An 18315-nucleotide genomic window follows, 5' to 3' on the forward strand; every position below is an offset into this window, starting at 1 on the left:
GTGAACCGCGGAGTGCGGCGCGATCCGGCATCAGCAGAGGATATGCCGCTACTGGGGAAACGAGGTGGAGGACGGACGGGTTAAGCAGGATTCAACGCGCTGAGCGGGCGGTTGAGTTTTCGGCAAGCGAGGGGCGGGTCAGGCGTCGAAACGGAGGAGGCGGGAGCTGTTGAGGAGGACAAAGAAGGCGCTGGTTTCGTGGAGGAGTGCGGCGGTGAGCGGGCCGACGAGGCCGAGGCTGGAGACGAGGAGGGCGACGAGGATGATCGCAGTCGAGACGGCGAGGTTCTGATTGATGAGGCGGAGGGAGCGGCGGGAGATCTGGATGAAATGAACCAGTCGGCGAAGGTCGGGCTGGAGGATGGCGACGTCGGCGGTTTGCACGGCGATGTGGCTGCCGGAGTTGTTGAGGGCGATGGAGAGGTCGGCGGCGGCGAGGGCGGGGGCGTCGTTGACGCCGTCGCCGACGACGAGGACGCGGCGGCCTTCGGCGCGGAGGGCGTGGACCTCGCGGGATTTTTCCTCGGGCAGGCAGTTGGCGACGAAGCGGGGAATGCCGGTGGCGGTGGCGATGGCTTGGGCGGAGTGGGCGTGATCGCCGGTAAGAAGGACCGCGCGGGTGAGGCCGAGGGTGCCGAGGGTTTCGACGACGTCGCGGGCTTCGGAACGGAGGCTGTCGCTGAGGAGAAAGCGGAGGGCGGGGCGGCCGTCGATCGTGGCGTAGACGGTGCGCTGGCCGGCGGATTCAGGGGGCTCGGGGGGCGGAGTGATGTTGTTTTCGCGGAGCCAGGCGGCGCTGCCGAGGAGGAGGGTGTGGCCATGGATGCGGCCGAGGAGGCCGCGGCCCGGGGTTTCCTGGACGTCGGAGGCGGTGGGAGCGGCGGCAGGTGACTCGGTCGTGAGAGCGTGAGAAGCGATGGCGTGAGCGACGGGATGTTGGGAGGAGGCAGCCAGCGCGCGGGCAAGTGGGAGGAAGTCGGATACGGAGCGGGCGGGATCGCAGGCGGTGGTTTCGGCGACGATGAGACGGCCGTGCGTGAGGGTGCCGGTTTTGTCGTAGACGACGGTGTCGAGCGTGGAGGCGGTTTCGAAGTGGCGGGGCGTTTTGACGAGAATGCCGAGGCGGGCGCAGACGGCGAGGGCGGCGACCATAACGGCGGGTCCGGCGAGGACGAAGGCGCAGGGGAGGCAGACGACGAGGACGGAGACGGCGCGGTCGAGGTCGCGGGTGAGAATCCAGACCATGGCCGTGAGCATGAGCACGGCAGGCGTGTAGTAGCGGAGGTAGGTGTCGAGTCGGCGGGCGATGAGCGGTCGGTCGGTGGAGGCGGCTTCGAGGATGGCGCGGACTTTACCGATGACGGTGTCGGAGGAGGCTCGGGTGGTTTCGAGTTCGATGACGCCGGAGAGATTGAGCGTGCCGGCGAAGACGGTGGAGCCGGGGGCGACGTCGGCGGGGAGGGCTTCTCCGGTGATGGCGCTTTGGTTGACGGCGGAGTGACCGGTGAGGACGAGGCCGTCGGCGGGGATGAGTTCGCCGGGGAGTACGCGGAGACGGTCGCCGGGTTGGAGCGTGTCGGCGTCGGCGGGTTCCTCGATCAGTCCGCGCAACCGCCGGGCGGATACGCGCGAGAGGCGGCCGAGGCCTTCGATGGCTTCGCGGATGCCGCGGACGCTGCGCTCTTCGAGGAGTTGTCCGAAGATAAGGATGATCGCGACGATGGAGCCGGTCGCGTAGCGTCCGCCGGCGAGGCAGGCGAGGAGGACGATGGCGACGAACTGGTCGAGGTAGTAGGGGTTGAGCGATTTTGCGGTGTGGAAGAGGCCGCGAATCGCGCCCGTGAAGACGGGGATGCATACGACGAGCCAAGCGGCGAAGGCGAGGAGGCCGGCGAGTTCGGGCTGGGCGGAGCGGAGCTGGCGCAGGAGCAGGCTGAGGAGGAGGGCGAGCGCGGCGAGGAGGGCGGTGGAGAGGCGGACGGGCAGCGAGAGCAGGCCGCGGTCGGACGGGAGGAGGTCGGAGCGGGGTCTCATCGGGCGTCGGCGGTTTGCGGGCGCAGGAGTATCTGCGGCGCGGATGCGGCGGGGGCGAAGGCGGCCTGGTTGAACTTGGGGAGAACTTCTTCGCGGACCTCGGCGAGGAGGCGGGAGCGGACGTTGACGGGAGATTCGTGGTAGGCGGCGAGGATGGAGAGGAAGGCGTCGCGCTCGCCCTCGGCGCGGGTGAGGGCTGCGGCGGCGTCGGCGACGGCGCGGGTGCGCAGGGTGTTGGCCTCGGAGGCGGCCATTTCTTTGGAGCGGGCGAGGTAGGCGCGGGCTTCCTCGACGAAGGTCTGTCGCTCGACCTTGGCGGAGTTGACGTCCTGGAAGGCGGGGAGGACGGGTTTAGGCGGAAGGAGTTCGCGGATTTCGAGTCCGCCGAGAGCGATACCGAGATCGAGCGCGGAGAGGCGCTGGCGGAGTTCTTCGAGCGTGCGGTCGCGGTAGGTGGCGAGGCCGGCGGGAATGACGTCGTCGATGGCGGCCTCGGCGAGGGTGCGGGCGGCGGATTGGTAGAAAAGCGCGGCGAGGGTGGCGTCAGGATCGGCGGATACGGAGAAGAAGCGGACGGGATCGACGATCTGGTAGCGGAGGGAGAAGGAGCCCTGGACGATGTTGGCGTCGCCGGTGAGCGTGTAGCCGTCTTTGGCGGGGTCGAGGAAGTGGCGGAGCGGGCCGTAGTCGGTCTCGTTGTGGGTGGAGCGGGCGATGTCTCGGGCGAGCCAGCCTTCGAGTTTGAGTTCGCGCGGAGCGCCGGTGGCGAGGCGGATGACGCGGTCGATGGGTTCGGGGAAGGCGACAAGCAGGCCGGGACCGTGGGCCTGGGGCTGGAGGCGGCCGAAGCGGAGGACGAGGGCGGACTCGCCGGGTTTCACAAAGTGAACGCCGGAGCCAAGGTATCCGCCGAGCACGCACACAAAGACGATCGTGAGCAGCGTGAGCGAGCGGCGGGCGGCGAGCTCGGTCGAGGCGAGCGGCGGCTGGGCGGCGGGTGTGCTCATGGAGCGACGGCGGTCCCGGGGGAGGCGAGGGGCGTGGGTGAAGGAGGAAAGAAGGGGGAGGAAGCAGGAGGAGATGTGGAGGCGTCTGGCTTGAGGAGTTGGAAAGGCGGGGTGCGGTCGTCGGCTACGAGGGTGATGTTGCGGCCGGCGACTTTGCGGAGGGCTTCGAGTTCGCGGAGGAAGCGGAAGAGTTCGGGGTCGCGGGCGTAGGCGGCGGCGGTTACGCGGGCGGCGGCGGCCTCGGCTTCGCCGCGTTTCTGATCGGCGAACTGGCGTGCACTGGCGACGAGGGCGGTTTTCTCGGCTTCGGCGGCGGAGCGGATTTCGTCGGCCTTGCGCTGGCCCTCGGCGCGGAACTGGGCGGCGTACTGCGCGCGCTCGGCCCGCATCCGGTCGAACATGAAAGGCGTGTTGGCGGCGGGGAGGGCGAGCTGGCGGATGCCGATGGACTCGATTTTGACGCCGAAGGTTTCGCGGACGGTGCCGGCGACGGAAGCCGCGATCTCGCGCTCGATGTCGGCGAGTTTCACCACGCCGGGGCGGACGGAGATGAGCTGGTCGAAGGAGTAGCGGCCGAGAACGGCGTTGCGCGCGGAGGTGACGATGCTGTCGAGCTTGGTGCGGAAGCCGGGGAGGCTGCCCTGAGTGGCGCGGAGGAACTGGAGCGGATCGTCGATGCGCCAGACGGCGAAGAACGGGAGGATGACGTTACGTTTGTCGGCGGTGAGGGCCTCGGAGATGCGGCCTTCGAGGACTTCGAGGCGGGCGTCGAAGCGGGTGACGGACTCGAAGGGCCAGGGGAGTTTCCAGCCGAGGCCGGGCTCGGTGACAACACGGACGGGACGACCGAAGCGGGTGACGACGGCCTGCTCGACCTCGGAGACCTGGTAGCAGAAAGCGGAGTAGCCGGTGAGGGCGGCAACGAGGAGGGCGAGGAGGAGGCGGCAGGCGACGATGAGTTTCATCGGATCAAGGGAGGGAGTTGGCGCCGTCGCGCAGATCGTAGAGGAGGGGAGCGCGCGAACCGGAGGGCGGATGCGCGGTGAGGACGAGGCGGATACGCGGGAGGACTTCTTCGAGGACGCTGAGACGGTTGCGGAAGTCGAAGAGGGCGGGGGCGGCGGCGCGGGCGTCGACCTTGCCGGTGAGGATGGCGGCTTCGCCGGTGATGGCGGCGAGGCGCTCGGCGGAGAAGCTTTCGGCCTGGCGGCGGAGGCTGAAGGATTCGCTGCTGGCCTGGGCGATGGCGGTGATGCGGTTGGCGGAGGCGAGGTCGATCATCATGCGGCGTTGTTCGAAGGCGCTGATGACTTCCTGGAAGGCGGGGGCGACATCCACGGGCGGGTGGATGTCTTTGAGGCCGACGTAGCGGATGCGGGCGCCGAGGCTGAGGGCGTCGGCGGAAGATTGAAGGCGGTCGCGTATCTGGTTACTGACGACATCGCGTTCGCCGGTCATGATGCCGAAGCTGTCGCGCGAGGCGGTGGCGATGAGGAGTTCGCGCTGGGCGAGGTTGGAGAGGAGACGCGGGAGATCGGCGCTGGTGCGCTCGGCGGCGAGAGCGTCGGTGAGGTCGAAGTGGACGGGGACGTTGAAGGTGAGGACTTCTTCGCCGTTGCCGACGAGGAGGTTGCTCTCGCCGGAGAAGTGGACCTCGGTCCAGAGGACGGGACCGCCGAGGTCTTTGTCGAAACCGAGGGCGAAATCCTGGACGCGTCCGACGGGGACGAGCCGAACGCGTTCCATTGGCCAAGGTGCGATGAAATGGAGTCCGGGCGAAAGGGTTTCTTTTTGGAATTTTCCCCAGGTGACGCGGACGGCTTCGCTGTCGGGCGGGACGATGACCACGGTGGTGGAGAGCCAGCTGGTGAGGACGATGATGAGGAGGAGCGGCTCGATGCAGAGGCGGGCGTAGCGGGCGAGCCAGGTGCCGCGGATCTCGAGGCCGAAGGCGTCGTGGACGGAGGTGGCGAGGGTTTGCAGCGGGGAGCGGCCTCCGAGTAGGGCGCCGGTGGAGAAGCTGTAGCCGGAGAACGGATGCGCGCGGCGTTGGGAAGGCGACTGGAACCAGCGGACGAGGGCAGAGAGCAGCCATTCGAGCGGGAGGAGGAAGGCGAGCGCGGAGGTGGCGAAGGCGAGCGGGCGGGCGAGATTCCAGGTGGGCGCGTAGAGCGTGGCTAGGCCGGCGGCGGCTTGGGCGAGGAGCAGTATCAGGAGGAGCGTGAAGCCAGCGCGGGGATCGGAGCGGCGGGGGATTTCGCGGGAGGCGACGGCCTGGCGGAGGAAGTAGAGGAGGAAGAAGAGGGAGACGCTGAGGACGAGCGTGCGGGTGAGCGTGGCGTCGGGGATGGAGATTAGGGCGGTGGGTGACGGGGGCAGCGAGTTGAACGCGAGAAGTCTGGAGGCGGGGAAGGATTCGGGGCGGAGCAGGCGGAAGGCGGTGAGAGCGCAGGCGAGGGCGAGGAGGACGTGCGCGACGACGAAGGCGGGGGCGGAGAGATGCTGGAGGCTCTGGCGGAAACGCAGGCGTGGGGAAGCGGGCGAGCCGGGCGACGGGGTGGAGGGCTCGCGGGCGTGGAGGTTATTCCACACGGGCTGGGAGAAGGCGATCAGTGCCCACCAGGCGGATACCAGCGCGATGCCGGGGAGCACGCCCTGCCAGCCGAGTCGGAGGAGGACGAGATGGAGAAGGGCGACCGAGGCGAAGACGCCGCCGCAGAAAAGCGGGAAGCGGGAGGCGGCGGAAGCGGCGGGCATGAGTCTGGCGTAAGCAGGGGCGGTGCCGGGCGCCGGAGGGTTTTATCGCGGGCGGGCTTATTCAGATGGGTACGCGATGTCGCTTAAAGCGGGGGAAGTATCGCGAGCGGGATTGGCGTTATGCGGGGTGGGGGCACCCCGCCTACAGCGGAATCGGAAATGCCGGCCAGAGGCCTGCGCTGCCGGGGACGGAGCAATCAATCGCGGTGGCGGGTGAATTCGTTGGGGGAGTTGGGCGCGGGTGGAGTGCCGGAGGGGTTGGAGACGGAGGCGGCGCCGAGGAAGGGGGTGGCTTGCGTGGCACGGGCGGAGGATTGCGCGGGGAAATTAGACGCGGGGGTGGGGGCGGCGTGGATGGGGTAGAGGGGGCGGCGGATGAGATTGGGCGGCTGTTTCACGGTGAGGGCGGTGTCGGGCGTTCGGTGGTTTCGTGTTCGGAGGGCCGGAGCGGGTGGAGGCGGAGGTGATGAATGTCATCCATTAGATGACATTGGATTTTGGGGAAAAGCGGGGTGGGGGGGCGTTGGGTAAGGTGTGATTGAGGGGTGTGGACGACACGGAGGTCGTCCCTCCGTTTAAGAGGGAGCGATGGCAGGGCGCATCGCTCCCGGTGTAGTTGGAGCGCGGTGACTTAGTCGTACCAGTAGGGGGTCTTGTCTTTGATCCAGAGGCTTTTTGGGATCATGCCGTGCATGCCGAGGTTGCCGTTGACGATGACGGTGTTGCGGTAGCTGACGGCGACGGAGGCGAGGGAGTAGGCTTCGAACTTGGTGAGGCCTTTGTTTTCGACGAGCCAGTCGATGGTCTCCTGCATCGCCATTTTCATGGCGGCGTCGAGGTCGGTGTTGAGGCCCATGACGATGTAGTGGGTGGGCGTTTCGAACCACGGCGTTTTGATTTTCTTGCCCTTGTGAACGATGAACTGCTGGACGGTGGTCATGCAGGTCTCGATGGCGGGGCCGGTGATCTCGCCGTCGCCCTGGGCGGCGTGGGCGTCGCCGGTGAAGTAGAAGGCGCCTTTGACGTGGACGGGGACGAACATGCGGGAGCCGGGGACCAAATCGCGGAGGTCGATGTTGCCGCCGAAATTGCCGGGGGCGCGGGAGCCGACGCGTTTGGCGGTGGCGGGATCGGGGGCGACACCCATCACACCCATGAAGGGTTCGAGGGGGACTTTGATGTCGTCGTTAAAATTGGCCCAGCCCTTGGTGTAGTCGTAGGTGTAGATCTTGGCCTCGCGGGCGGCGAGGAGCTCGGGGAGGCCGCCGCTGCCTGGGCCGGCGCCGTTGTTGCCGTAGGGGACGCGGAATTTGTTATCCCAGATGCGGACTTCGAGGGTGTCGCCGGGCTCGGCGCCTTCGATGTAGACGGGGCCGGTGAGCATGTGGCCGCCGGTGCCTGCGGGGAGGCCGGAGGGCGGAACCTGGAGGCGGGCGGCGACCATTTCCTGGATGACGGGATGCTCAAGAGAGAGGCCGAGTTTTTTGACGAACTCCTGGTAGTTGTCGTCTCTCATGCCGCCCATGCTGATGGTGTCGATCTGGACGATGTCGCCGGACTTCACGCGGTAAACGGGCTGGGCGTCGGAGCCGAGCCAGCCCCAAGCGAGGTTTTGCGGGGTGGCTTTGACGTGATGGTCGATGCGGGGCGCCTGCTTTTTGGTGGGAGACCAGGGCTTGGGATCGAGGGCGGGCGAGGGCTGGGCGTGTAGGCCAATGGCCGATACGGCGAGGGCGGAGGCGGTGAGGAGGTGGCGAAGGGTGCTCATGTGTCGGAGTGAGGCTGAGGTGGCGGCAAGAAGACGTGAGGCGAGTCGGGATGCCCCGTGTGTGCGTGAATGTTTCAGTAAACGAGGATGTCGGTTGGGAGCTGCGGGGTGTTGACGGGGAGGACGCGGGCTTTGGTGGCCTGTTCGAAGTCGTAGCCGTAGGCGAGGAGAGCGGGCTCGGTCCAGGCGCGACCGAAGAAGGAGACGGTGACAGGGAGGCCGTCCTTGGTCATGCCGGCGGGGACGATGACGTCGGGCCAGCCGGTGAAGTTGGCGTAGCTGGTGGGCGAGTTGCCCATGGGCGGAGCCGGGTCGGGCGGGTTGATGGGCTGGGCAGGGCGGGGCGAAGTCGGGTAGATGATCGCGTCGAGCTGGTGCTTGGCGAAGAGCGATTCGAAGAGGGCGCGGACGGTGGGGAGCAAGGAATCGCGCGTGGTCAGGTAGATCGGGTCGTCGGTACGGAAGGAGATGTTGTCAGGCTGGCTCCACTTGAGGCCGGCGGCTTTGCCGGCGCTGCGGTACTTCGTTGCGGGGTCGTTGGAGAGACGAACGACGTCGTCGAAGGATTTCGGGAAGCCGGGCTTGGTGGTTTTCAGGTAGGTGGTGAGGTCGGCTTTGAACTCGGCGCGGACGATTGTATTGTAGATTTCCTGACGGCTCTTGAGGAGCGTCTCCGGGAAGCGGACATCATCGACGATGATGGCGCCGAGCGATTCGAGTGTCTTGATGGACTCGTTGATGATGCGCTCGACCTCGGGATCTTGAGTCGTGAAATCGCGGGCGACACCGATGCGGGCGCCTTTGAGCGCGCCGCGTTTCAGGAACTGCGTGTAGTCGGAGTAGTAGTGGCCGCCGCTGGCGAGGGTGGCGGAGTCGGCGGGGTCGATGCCGGTCATGGAGCCGAGCATGGCGGCGACGTCGTACACGCTGCGGGCCATGGGGCCGGCGGTGTCGTAGGAGAGTCCGAGCGGGATGACGCCGTCGCGGGACATGAGGCCGCGGGTGGGCTTGAGGCCGGCGATGCCGTTGGCGGAGGAGGGGCCGCGGATGGAGCCGCCGGTGTCAGTGCCAATGCCCATGTGGCCGAAGCTGGCGGCGATGCCGGCGCCGGTGCCGCCGGAGGAGCCGGAGGGGCCGCGGTCGAGGGCGTGAGGATTGAGGGTCTGGCCGCCGGCGGAGGAGAAGCCGTTGGGGACGCGACCGGCTTTGACGATGTCTGCGGGGGCACCGCTGGCGCTGCCGCCGGAGCCGGCCCATTCGGAGAGATTAACCTTGGCGAGAATGACGGCGCCGGCGTCGCGGAGTTTTTTGGTGATGAAGGCGTCGTCGGGCGGGAGGGAACCTTCGAGGAGCTGGGAGCCGCCGGTGGTGGGGAGGTCGAACGTATCCACGTTATCCTTCAGGAGGACGGGCACGCCGTGAAGGGGAGAGCGGGGGCCTTTGGATTTGAGCTCGGCGTCGAGAGCTTTGGCCTCGGCGAGGGCTTTGGGGTTGAGGGTGATGACGGCGTTGATGACCGGGCCTTTTTTATCGTAGGCGTCGATGCGCGCGAGGTAGGCGGCGGTGAGTTTTTCCGAAGTGAGACCGGCTTTGAAGGCGGCCTGGATGTCGGCCGACGTCGCGGTGTTGAGATTGAGTTCGGCGGCGCTTAGGGGGAAGGCCGTGGCGAAGGTGAGAGCGGCGAGGAGGACGCGGGTGGCGTTGGTCATGATGCTTGGTGGTGGGCGTGGTGTGGCGCTGGCGAGGCAAGCACGGCATGTGCCCTCGTGAGGGCGGGGCGGGTGGATTCAGTTGTTTTCAAGTGAACGGGCGGGGCGTGCGATTTGGCTCAAGCGAACGCTGAGTGACCGACTGTGCGCACATCGCGGCATGCGGATGGCGGAGGCAGACCCGGAAAAAAGAAAACCGCCGGGCCGAGGCCGGGCGGTTTTCTTTCAAACAGCGCCGTTCGGATAGACGGACGGCGCGGACAGGCTCAACGCGATCAGGGCAGCGGACCGAAGTCAGGTGGAGGGCTGCGGTGTTTGGTGGCGGCCTGGTAGGCGGAGGCGACTTTGATCATCGTCGGTTCGTCGAAGGGGCGCGCGAGGAAGTCGACGCCGACGGGGAGTTTCGCGGGGACGGGACCGACGAGTTTTGAAGCGGGCTCGGTTTCGCCGGGAGTCGCGCCGGGGCCTGTAGTGGGGACGCGGGGTTTGTCGGGATCGACGACGCGGTCGTAGACCTGTGTGGTGAAACCGGCGGGAACGGTCATGTTGGGGAAACCCTGGGCGCCGAGAAAACTCCAGACGAGGGGACGGCCATTTTGGCGCGGGACGGTGGGCGAGCCGAGCTTGGGCGCGGGGATGTTGTTGGTCGGCGACATGATCACGTCGAGGTTGAGGTCGGCCATGGCGTGCTGGACGATGTACTGGACGGCGTAGCGCAGGTGTACGCGCGGACGGTTGTCGATTTCACGCGGCTCGTTTTTGCGCACGAGGCCGGACTTGCGGTCGCCGAAGCGTTCGTCGTCGAAGAATTTTCCGGTGGAGAGGAGGTCGTCGATCGTGTGGATGCGTTCGTCGCCGCGGAGAGCGAGGTAGTAGTTGAGCATGTGTTTGCCCTGGCCGAGAGCCTCGCCGTCGCCGAAGTCGCGGATGGTGAGTTTGGCGGGGACTTTTTCCGGGTGCATGGTGAGGTCGAGCACGGTGGCGGTGCGATCGGTGGTGGGTTTGCCCTCGGCATCGACCGGGAAGAGCTCGGGGTAACGCTTCGCGGTGGTGGGGCTGTAGAGGACGTAGAAGTTTTTGTGGATGTAGGGCGTGAGCAGATCTTTTTCGCCGGGATCGACGATGGTGGCGCCGAGTTTACGGAGGTCTTCGATGGCTTTCTCGAAGAGATCGAGAGCCTGAGTATCTTCTTCGGTGAAGAGATCGCGGCGGGTGTACTCGCGGAGGACGCCGACGCGGACGCCGTCGAGACGGCCGGCTTTGGCGAAGCTGGCGTAAGGCTGCGAAGGTGTGCGGCGGAAAGACGCGGCGGTCATGGGATCGAGCGGATCGAAGCCGGCGATGACATCGAGGATGCGGGCGGCGTCGTCCACGGAGCGGGCGATGGGGCCGGTGCGGGTGTTGATGCCGCCCTCGACCATGCCGTGGCGGGAGACGAGTTCCTGCGTGGCGGCGATGCCGACGAGATTGTTGTACACGGCGGGGCCGCGGATGGAGGTGCCGCTTTCCTCGCCGATGGAGACGAGCACAAGGTTGGCGGCGACGGAGGAACCGGAGCCGGAGCTGGAACCCATCGGGGAGCGCTCGGTGTCGTAGGGATTGTTGAGTGTACCGTTAAAGGAACTACGCGGCGTGCCGGAGGCGTACTCGCCCATGGTCGCTTTCGCGAGGATGATGGCACCGGCTTCGCGGAGGCGCTTGATGAAGGTGGCGTCGGTGGGCGGACGGTCGTTGGCGTAAGGGACGTCGGCGCCGGCGGTGGTGCGTAGGTCGAAGGTGTCGTACTGGTCTTTGATTGCCATGACGACGCCGTGGAGCGGGCCGATGAGTTTGCCGGTCTTCTTGAAGTGGGCGTCCTGCGCGGCGGCGACTTCGAGTGCGTCGGGCATCGCGGGATTGTTGTCCACAGGATCGGTGAGCGAGCGCGCCATGCGTTCGGGGAAGCCGAGGGATTTCAGCGTGGCGGGGCGAAGGTTGAGCGTGGCGATGGCGTTGATCTGTTTCGCGTGGGGGATGGTCTCGATGACGCCCAGGATGCCGTTGGGTTCGCGGACGCCGGGGCCGTTGTAGGCTTTGATGCGGGCGAGGTAGCGCTGAACCAACTCGGTGGAGGTGACTTGGCTGGCGAGGATCGCGGATTGGGTGGAGGCGATGGAGGCTTCCTCGAGGCGGAAACCGGCCGCGTGCGCGGCCGGAGTGACCAATGACCAGTGACCAATGACCAATGCGCAGGCGAGGAGGGTCCGCGCCTTAAATGGCGCGGCTACGTGAATGCGTGCGAGTCGTCTCGCGAAGGGAACGAAGGAGGCGAAGGGGCGGAGTGAGAGCGGGGAACGCTCAACGTTTAACGCTGAACGCTTAACGCTCAATGGGAGGAAATTCATGTGAGTGATGTCGTGGAAAATCGGTTAAGGGAGGCGGGTCCAGACGAAGACCATCTGGATGTCCTTGCCGTCGGAGTCGCGTTTGCGGGGCGGGGTGGCGAGCGAGAGGGAGCCGGCGGCGTCGAAGGAGTAGTAGCGCTTTGCGGCCTGGCCTTGCTGGGCGAGGTTGATGTTGCCGTCCTGCTGGTGGATGACGCAGCCCTCGGCGGGCAGGAGTTTCCATGTGCCGAAGTAACTCGAGAAACCATCGGCGGAACCGGCGGGCGCTTTTTCGCGGCCCTCGCGGATGATCTGGACGGAGAGGCGGCTATTGGCCGTGTAGATGAGCTGGCCATCCACCCCAGCGCGAGCGGCGGGGGTTTCTTTGCCGGTGGCGGTGTCGCGTTCGCGGATGGCGATGAGTTTCCAGGCGCCGATGAATTTCGGTGCGAGGCTGGCGGTTATCGTGGCTTCGTCGGTGGTGACGGGAGCGGCGACGGACGCCGTGAGCAACGCGCTGTGAACGAAGAGCAGCGCGAAGAAGGCGGAGACTCTTCTCGCGAGAGACGCGAAAGGGAGGCGCTGCGCCTCCAATGAAGATGAGATCGTTGGAGGTGCAGCACGCATGACAGGAAATCAGAGCGGTTTTTTGACCGCGGGCTTGGTGGTGTCGGGAGTGAGCGGGGGCTGGCGCTTGTGCCACTCGGTCGCCTTCTCGTAGGCGTTGGCGAGGGCAAGGACTTTGCCGTCGGAGAAGCGAGGGCCTGAGATCATGAGGCCGATGGGGAGGCCGTCCTTGCTGAAACCGCAGGGGATGGAGATCGACGGGAGGCCGAAGAGGTTAAACGGCCAGCAGTTCGACGTGATACTCGGGTCGGTTGGATTGCTCGAGTAAGCTTTGGTGAGCAGATCGTCGATCTTGGGCGGGAGTATCCGGTGCGTGGGCACGATCACGAGATCGACGCCGGCTTTTTCGAAATGGTCGCCGATGGTGCGGCGGAGGAGCTGGACCTCCCACATGCCCTTCACGTAATCGACGGCGGTGCCGCCGCCGTCTTTGGCGAGGGCTTCGAGGCGGCGACGCTGCGGGTACATGTACGAACCGGCGGAGGACTTCACATAGTCTTCGTGCCAGGCGAGGGTCTCGGCTGCGCCGTTGAGCGGACGCGGAGCGGCGGGGAGGTACATTTCCTTCGAGCCGGAGGTGAGGCCGTTGAGGACTTCGACGGCTTTGTAGAAAGCTTCTTTCACCTCTGGATCGAGGTAGTCGAAGTAGCCCACGGGGAGACCGAGCTTGAGGTCTTTGACGGGCTGCTTGAGGGCGGCGACGTAGTCTTCCTTCGGGGCGTTTTCGACGGAGGTGATGTCGAGTTTATCGTAGCCCGCGAGGACGTTGAGCATGATGGCGGCGTCCTCGACGGTGCGCGTCATCGGGCCGGCGTGGTCCATCGAAACGCGGAGCGGGATGATGCCGCGGATCGGCACGAGGCCGTAGGTGGGCTTGATGCCGACGATGCCGGAGAAAGAGGCGGGCATGCGGATGGAGCCGCCGGTGTCGGTGCCGATGGCGCCGTAGGCGAGATACGCGGAGATGGCGGCGCCGGAGCCGGAGGAGGAACCGCCGGTGTTGTGGGCGAGGTTCCACGGGTTGCGCGCCGGGCCGAAGTAGGAGGATTCGCCACCGCCCATGGCGAATTCCTGGAGGTTGGTTTTGCCGATGATGACGGCGCCGGCGGCGACCATACGTGTGACGATGGGTGCGTCTTCAGCGGGGAGACGCTCGGCGAAAAGCGCGGAGCCGCCGGTGGTGCGGGCGTTGGCGGTATCGACGTTGTCCTTGAGCGCGATAGGAACGCCGTGGAGCGGGCCGCGGGATTTGCCGGCTTTGGTCTCGGCGTCGAGGGCTTTGGCCTGCGCGAGAGCCTGGGACTTCATGACGGTGATGAAGGCGTCGAGTTTTGGATCGTACGTCTCGATACGCGCGAGAGACGCCTCGGTGAGCTGGGTCGAGGTGACCTTGCCGGAGCGGATCTCGGCGGCGGCTTCGGCGAGCGTGAGTTTGGCGAGACGGTCCTGCTCGGCCGTGGGAACGGCGAAGGCGATTTTGGTCAGCGAGCAGCTGATGAGCAGTGTGCCGAGGAGTGCGCGGGCGGCGCGAGTGCGGCGGCTTTGTGGAGTGGTTGCGTGGTGATGCATGCGGTGGTGTGGGAAGAAGTGGTTGCGGCGATAGCTGGTGGCGTGCCGGTGTGGGGCTCAGTACTCGTCGAAGATGCGTTTGATCTCGGCGGGATCGGAGGTGTGGGTGAGAGCGAGTTGAAGGAGGATGCGGGCTTTTTGAGCGGAGAGATTGTCGCCGGGGATCACGCCGGATTTTTTGCGGGCGTTGGTTTCGATCACGCGGCCGGTGCCGGTGCGCGTGGTGGCGACGACGATCACGCCTTTGGCCTGGGCGCGTTTGATGGCGTCGTTTTGCTGATTCGAAGGACTGCCGGCGCCGGAGCCGTCGAGGACGATACCTTTGGCTCCCTCGGCGACGAGTGCATCAATGGGAGCGCCGGAGGCTTCGAGATAGGAATACTGGACGTCGACCTGCGGGAGCGTGGTGATTTTAGCGGGATCGAATTCTGAATCCACGGTGTGGCGACGCGTGGGGTTGCGGTAGTAAACGATTTTGTCGGGGTCGGCGTAGCCGAGAACACCGAGGTCGGGCGATTGGAAGGCATGGACGCGGTAGGCGGACGATTTTTTCACGTCGCGGGCGGAGTTTATCTCGTCGTTCATGGCGAGGACGACGCCGCGGCCGACGGACTCGGGGGAGGCGGCGATGCGGACGGCGTTGTAGAGATTCAGCCAGCCGTCGCTGCTTAGAGCGGTGGATGGACGTTGCGCGCCAACGAAGACGACGGGCTTTTTCGAGCGGACGGTGAGGTGGAGGAAGAAGGCGGACTCTTCGAGGTTGTTGGTGCCTTGCGTGATGATGATGCCGGCGATGTCGGGCTCCTTGGCGAAGATTTCGTTCACGCGTTGGGCGACTTTGAGAACGGTCGCCATGGTGCGGCCGGGGCCGCCGCGCGGGAGGACATCTTCTTCGACGGAGACATCGGCGATGGCCTTGAGCTCGGGGAGCTCGTTGACCATTTCCTGCACGGGCTTTCGCGGGTTTCCTTCGCCGCCGTAGTTGGCGAGGTTCATCCGGTCGGAGGCGGTGCTGTCGATGGTGCCGCCGACGGAGATGATGCGGATCTTGGGCAGCGCGGTTTCGGTTGCGTGAAGAACCGACGAAAAAATCAGCGAGCAAAGCGCGGTGAGGCGCAGCGCGTGATGCACGAAACGCCGGGAAGCGGTGAGTGGACGGAGCATGGATTAGAATTTTGGCGAAAGAGGCGGAACGCTCGCCGGAGGGCGGCGATAGTGCGTGGCCTGTTCGTATGCGTACGCGTAGCTGACGATTTTTCCGTCGGACCAGGCTCGGCCGACGATTTGAAGACCGAGCGGGAGACCTTCACCGGCGTAGCCCGATGGGAGGGAGATGGCGGGCCACTGGAGCATGGAGCCGACGAAGGTGAGGCTGCTGGAGAGGGCGGTGGGGCCGGCATCGGGCGCGGGCTTGGGATCGTCGGTGATCTGGGTGTTGCGATCGCCGTTGCGCGCGGGGAGCTGCGCCCACGTCGGGAAAATAAGGGCGTCGATTTTAGCGGCGTCCATTTCGCGCGTGAAGGCTTCGCGAAGGAGCTGCTCGTTATTGCGGCCGGTGATCGTGGCGGGATCTTTGTCGGCGGGCAGGGCGGTGACGGCGGCTTCGGTCGAGGCTTGGTGGAGCGGGTGGAGGAGTTTCGAGTCGGCGAGTTCTTTGACAGTGCCGTAGGGAACGCCGGGATGAGCGGCGTACCAGAGGGCCATGTCGCTTTGGAAACTGGACGGCGTCTGCGGCGGGCGCGGGATGGTGTCCATCTCGGGGACGGTGAAGGGATCGACGATCTCGGCGCCGGCGGCTTTGAGCTCGGCGATGGTTTTCTCGAAGTTGGCGAGTATTCGCTTGTCGGTGACGGTGGGTTTGAATGCCTGGCGGAGGACGCCGAGGCGAACGCCTTTGAGAGCGTCTTTGCGCAGCGAAGAGGCGAAGCCCGAAGGGAAGGGCGAAGGAGCGGGGATGCGGTGGGGAGGCTTGGTGGTGGCGATGTCGGCGGGGTCTGCGCCGGAGATCACGTCGAGGAGGATGGCCATATCGGCGACGTTGCGGGCCATGGGGCCGGCGGTGTCGCGATGGGCGTCGAGCGGGACAACGCCGGTGCGGGAAACGAGACCGACGGTCGGGCGGAGACCGGCGAGGGCGTTGTGCGCGGCGGGCATGCGGACGGAGCCGCCGGTGTCGGTGCCGATGCCCACGACGGCGAAGCTGGCTGCGAGCGAGGCGCCGGTGCCGCCAGAGGAGCCTCCGGTAGCGTAAGCGGTGTGGTAAGGATTGCGCGCGAATCCGGGGAGGACGGAGTTAATGTTGTCGCCGCCGCCACGGGCGAATTCGGAGAGCGAGGCCTTGGCGATGATGAGGCCGCCGGCGGATTTTATTTTGGCGACAACGGGAGCGTCGGTCGGAGGTACGTAGTTTTTCCAGCCTTGGAAACCGTTGGTCATGGGCATGCTGGTGGCGTCGAGGTTGTCTTTCACGACGACGGGAATTCCCCAGAGCGCGCCTTGAGGAATCTGGCCGGTGGGCAATTTTGCGCGGGCGGCGTCGAGTTTGTCGGCTTCAGCGAGGATCGCAGGGTTAACCGTGATGATCGAATTGATCGTCGGGCCCTGCTGATCGTAGGCCTCGATGCGCACGAGGTGCGCTTCGACGACCTGGCGCACTGTCGTGCGCCCATCGCGATAAGCTGCGTGAAGATCGGCGATGGTGATTTCTTCGATGGCCGCGGCACGGGCCGATGCCGCGGCGAGAAGAAGCGTGCTGAGAAGACGGAGGAAGCGCATGGGAGCGAAGGCGTTGAGGTGGATCAGGGGACGAGTTTGTCGCTCGCGAGGGCGGGCGTGTTGACCGGGAGTTTGATGGCCTTGGTGGCCTGCTCGTAGTCGTAGGCGAAGCCGAGGAGGCGGCCTTCGGTGAAAGCGCGGCCGAGGAGCGAGAAGGTGACGGGCAGGCCGCGCGGGCTCATGCCGGCGGGGACGACGAGGTCGGGGAAGCCGGTGATGTTGGCGATGTTCAGCGGATTGGCGCCGGGGGATGGCGGGCCGGATTCGCGGGCGGGTGGGTTGATGAGCGAGACCGGCGTCGGTGATGTCGGGTAGAGGATCGCGTGCAGCTGGTGGTTGGCGAAGACGCCCTCCATGGCGGCGCGGACGTAGGGAATACCTTCGGCGATGGCGGCGGTGTAGACGGGATCGTGAAGATCGAGGGAGGTCTCGGCCTGGTATTTCAGGCCGACGGCTTTGCCGGAGCTGCGGTAGCCAGTCGCGGGATCGTTGGCGAGGCGGGCGAGGTCGTAGATGTTTTTAGGATACTTGGGCGCTGTGGTGGCGAGGTAGCCGGCGATCTGGGCTTTGAACTCGGCGGAGCGGACGGTGTTGTAGAGCGGGCCGCGGATGCCCTGCACGGGCGGAGGGATGCGGACGTCGTCGACGATGATGGCTCCGAGCTCTTTTAGTTTCGCGATGGCCTGGTTCACGACGGCGTCGATCTCGGCGTCCTTGCCGAAGAAGTCGCGGGCGATGCCAATGCGGGCGCCTTTAAGGGAGCCGGGTTTCAGGTAAGTGGTGTAGTCAACGGGCGTGCGGCCGGCGGACTTGAGGGTGGAGTCGTCGTCGGGATCGATGCCGGCGAGGACGTTGAGGGCGGCGGCGAGGTCGTAGGTGCTGCGGGCGAGCGGTCCGACGGTGTCGAACGTGAGCGCAAGAGGGACGACACCGTCGCGAGAGACGAGGCCGTGGGTGGTTTTGAGGCCGAAGGTGCCGGAGGCGTTGGCGGGGCCGCGGACGGAGGCGGCGGTGTCGGTCCCGAGTCCAAACTGACCGAATACGGCGGCGATGGCGACGCCGGTGCCGCCGGAGGAACCGGCCGGGCCGCGGTCGAGGACGTGGGGATTTTTAGTCTGACCGCCGTGGGAGGAGTAGCCGTTGGGGACTTCGCCGGCGGCGACGAGTTTAGGATCGGTAGCGCCAGAGACGGAGCCGCCGCCGCCGGCCCATTCGGAGAGATTGACCTTGGCGATGACGATGGCACCGGCGGCGCGGAGTTTTTTCACGACGAAGGCGTCGTCGGGAGCGATGGAACCTTCGAGGAGTTGCGAGCCGGCGGTGGTGGGAAGATCGAAGGTGTCGATGTTGTCTTTGAGGACGATGGGAACGCCGTGGAGCGGGCCGCGGACTTTTCCTGCTTTGCGCTCGGCATCGAGGGACTTGGCTTCGGCGAGGGCGTTGGGATTGAGGACGATGACGGCGTTAAGGGCCGGGCCTTTTTTGTCGTAGGCTTCGATGCGCGCGAGGTAGGCGGTGGTGAGTTTTTCCGCGGTGAGCGTGCCGGCGGAGAAAGCGGTTTGAATGTCGGCGATGGTGGCAGTCGTGAGATCGAGCGGGACGGCGCGCAGAGGAAGTGCGGCCATGGCTGCGAGGACGATTGCGGCGAGGTGGGAACGGAGACTCATGAAGAGATTTTCGAGTTTGGACTGTGCGGAGCGCGGATT

13 protein-coding genes are annotated in these 18315 nt (G+C 66.1%); all 13 read right to left on the reverse strand.

Going from position 1 to position 18315, the window contains the following annotated elements; all coding sequences use genetic code 11:
- Positions 1-138: 138 nt before the first annotated feature.
- The gene (locus CMV30_RS12710) at positions 139-2034 is read right to left on the reverse strand and encodes a heavy metal translocating P-type ATPase (protein WP_096056385.1); all 1896 of its coding nucleotides are present in this window, start codon (positions 2032-2034) and stop codon (positions 139-141) included.
- Positions 2031-3041, reverse strand: coding sequence for a protease modulator HflK (gene hflK / locus CMV30_RS12715; RefSeq protein WP_096056386.1), 1011 nt, complete (start codon positions 3039-3041; stop codon positions 2031-2033). Before hflK ends, CMV30_RS12710 begins: the two co-directional genes overlap by 4 nt.
- Entirely contained in the window at positions 3038-4006 is a 969-nt protein-coding gene (gene hflC / locus CMV30_RS12720; protein WP_096056387.1) for a protease modulator HflC, read from the reverse strand. The genes hflK and hflC overlap by 4 nt, the downstream gene beginning before the upstream one ends.
- Positions 4007-4010: 4 nt before the next feature.
- Entirely contained in the window at positions 4011-5798 is a 1788-nt protein-coding gene (locus CMV30_RS12725; RefSeq protein ID WP_096056388.1) for an SPFH domain-containing protein, read from the reverse strand.
- 197 nt (positions 5799-5995) lie between these two features.
- Positions 5996-6196: a hypothetical protein gene (locus CMV30_RS20795; protein ID WP_096056389.1), complete on the reverse strand. Its 201-nt coding sequence runs from the start codon at positions 6194-6196 to the stop codon at positions 5996-5998.
- A gap of 233 nt (positions 6197-6429) precedes the next feature.
- Positions 6430-7566 (reverse strand): acetamidase/formamidase family protein, encoded by a 1137-nt coding sequence (locus CMV30_RS12735; RefSeq protein ID WP_096056390.1) that lies wholly within the window; start codon positions 7564-7566, stop codon positions 6430-6432.
- Positions 7567-7640: 74 nt separating this feature from the next.
- Positions 7641-9275 carry an amidase family protein gene (locus tag CMV30_RS12740; RefSeq protein ID WP_096056391.1) on the reverse strand — a complete coding sequence of 545 codons (1635 nt, stop codon included), beginning with the start codon at positions 9273-9275 and terminating at the stop codon, positions 7641-7643.
- Between the two features lie 275 nt (positions 9276-9550).
- Positions 9551-11479, reverse strand: a complete 1929-nt coding sequence (locus CMV30_RS12745) for an amidase (protein WP_217494390.1) — start codon at positions 11477-11479, stop codon at positions 9551-9553.
- A 204-nt stretch (positions 11480-11683) separates the two neighbouring features.
- The gene (locus tag CMV30_RS12750) at positions 11684-12265 is read right to left on the reverse strand and encodes a lipocalin-like domain-containing protein (RefSeq protein ID WP_096056393.1); all 582 of its coding nucleotides are present in this window, start codon (positions 12263-12265) and stop codon (positions 11684-11686) included.
- 9 nt (positions 12266-12274) lie between these two features.
- The gene (locus CMV30_RS12755; RefSeq protein WP_096056394.1) at positions 12275-13834 is read right to left on the reverse strand and encodes an amidase; all 1560 of its coding nucleotides are present in this window, start codon (positions 13832-13834) and stop codon (positions 12275-12277) included.
- Positions 13835-13891: 57 nt separating this feature from the next.
- Positions 13892-14998 (reverse strand): asparaginase, encoded by a 1107-nt coding sequence (locus CMV30_RS12760; protein ID WP_096056395.1) that lies wholly within the window; start codon positions 14996-14998, stop codon positions 13892-13894.
- 3 nt (positions 14999-15001) lie between these two features.
- Complete coding sequence (locus tag CMV30_RS12765) at positions 15002-16609, reverse strand: amidase (protein WP_096056396.1); 1608 nt, start codon at positions 16607-16609, stop codon at positions 15002-15004.
- A 23-nt stretch (positions 16610-16632) separates the two neighbouring features.
- Positions 16633-18276, reverse strand: a complete 1644-nt coding sequence (locus CMV30_RS12770) for an amidase family protein (RefSeq protein WP_096056397.1) — start codon at positions 18274-18276, stop codon at positions 16633-16635.
- Positions 18277-18315: the final 39 nt, after the last annotated feature.

This window comes from Nibricoccus aquaticus (genome assembly GCF_002310495.1).
Taxonomy (GTDB): domain Bacteria; phylum Verrucomicrobiota; class Verrucomicrobiia; order Opitutales; family Opitutaceae; genus Nibricoccus; species Nibricoccus aquaticus.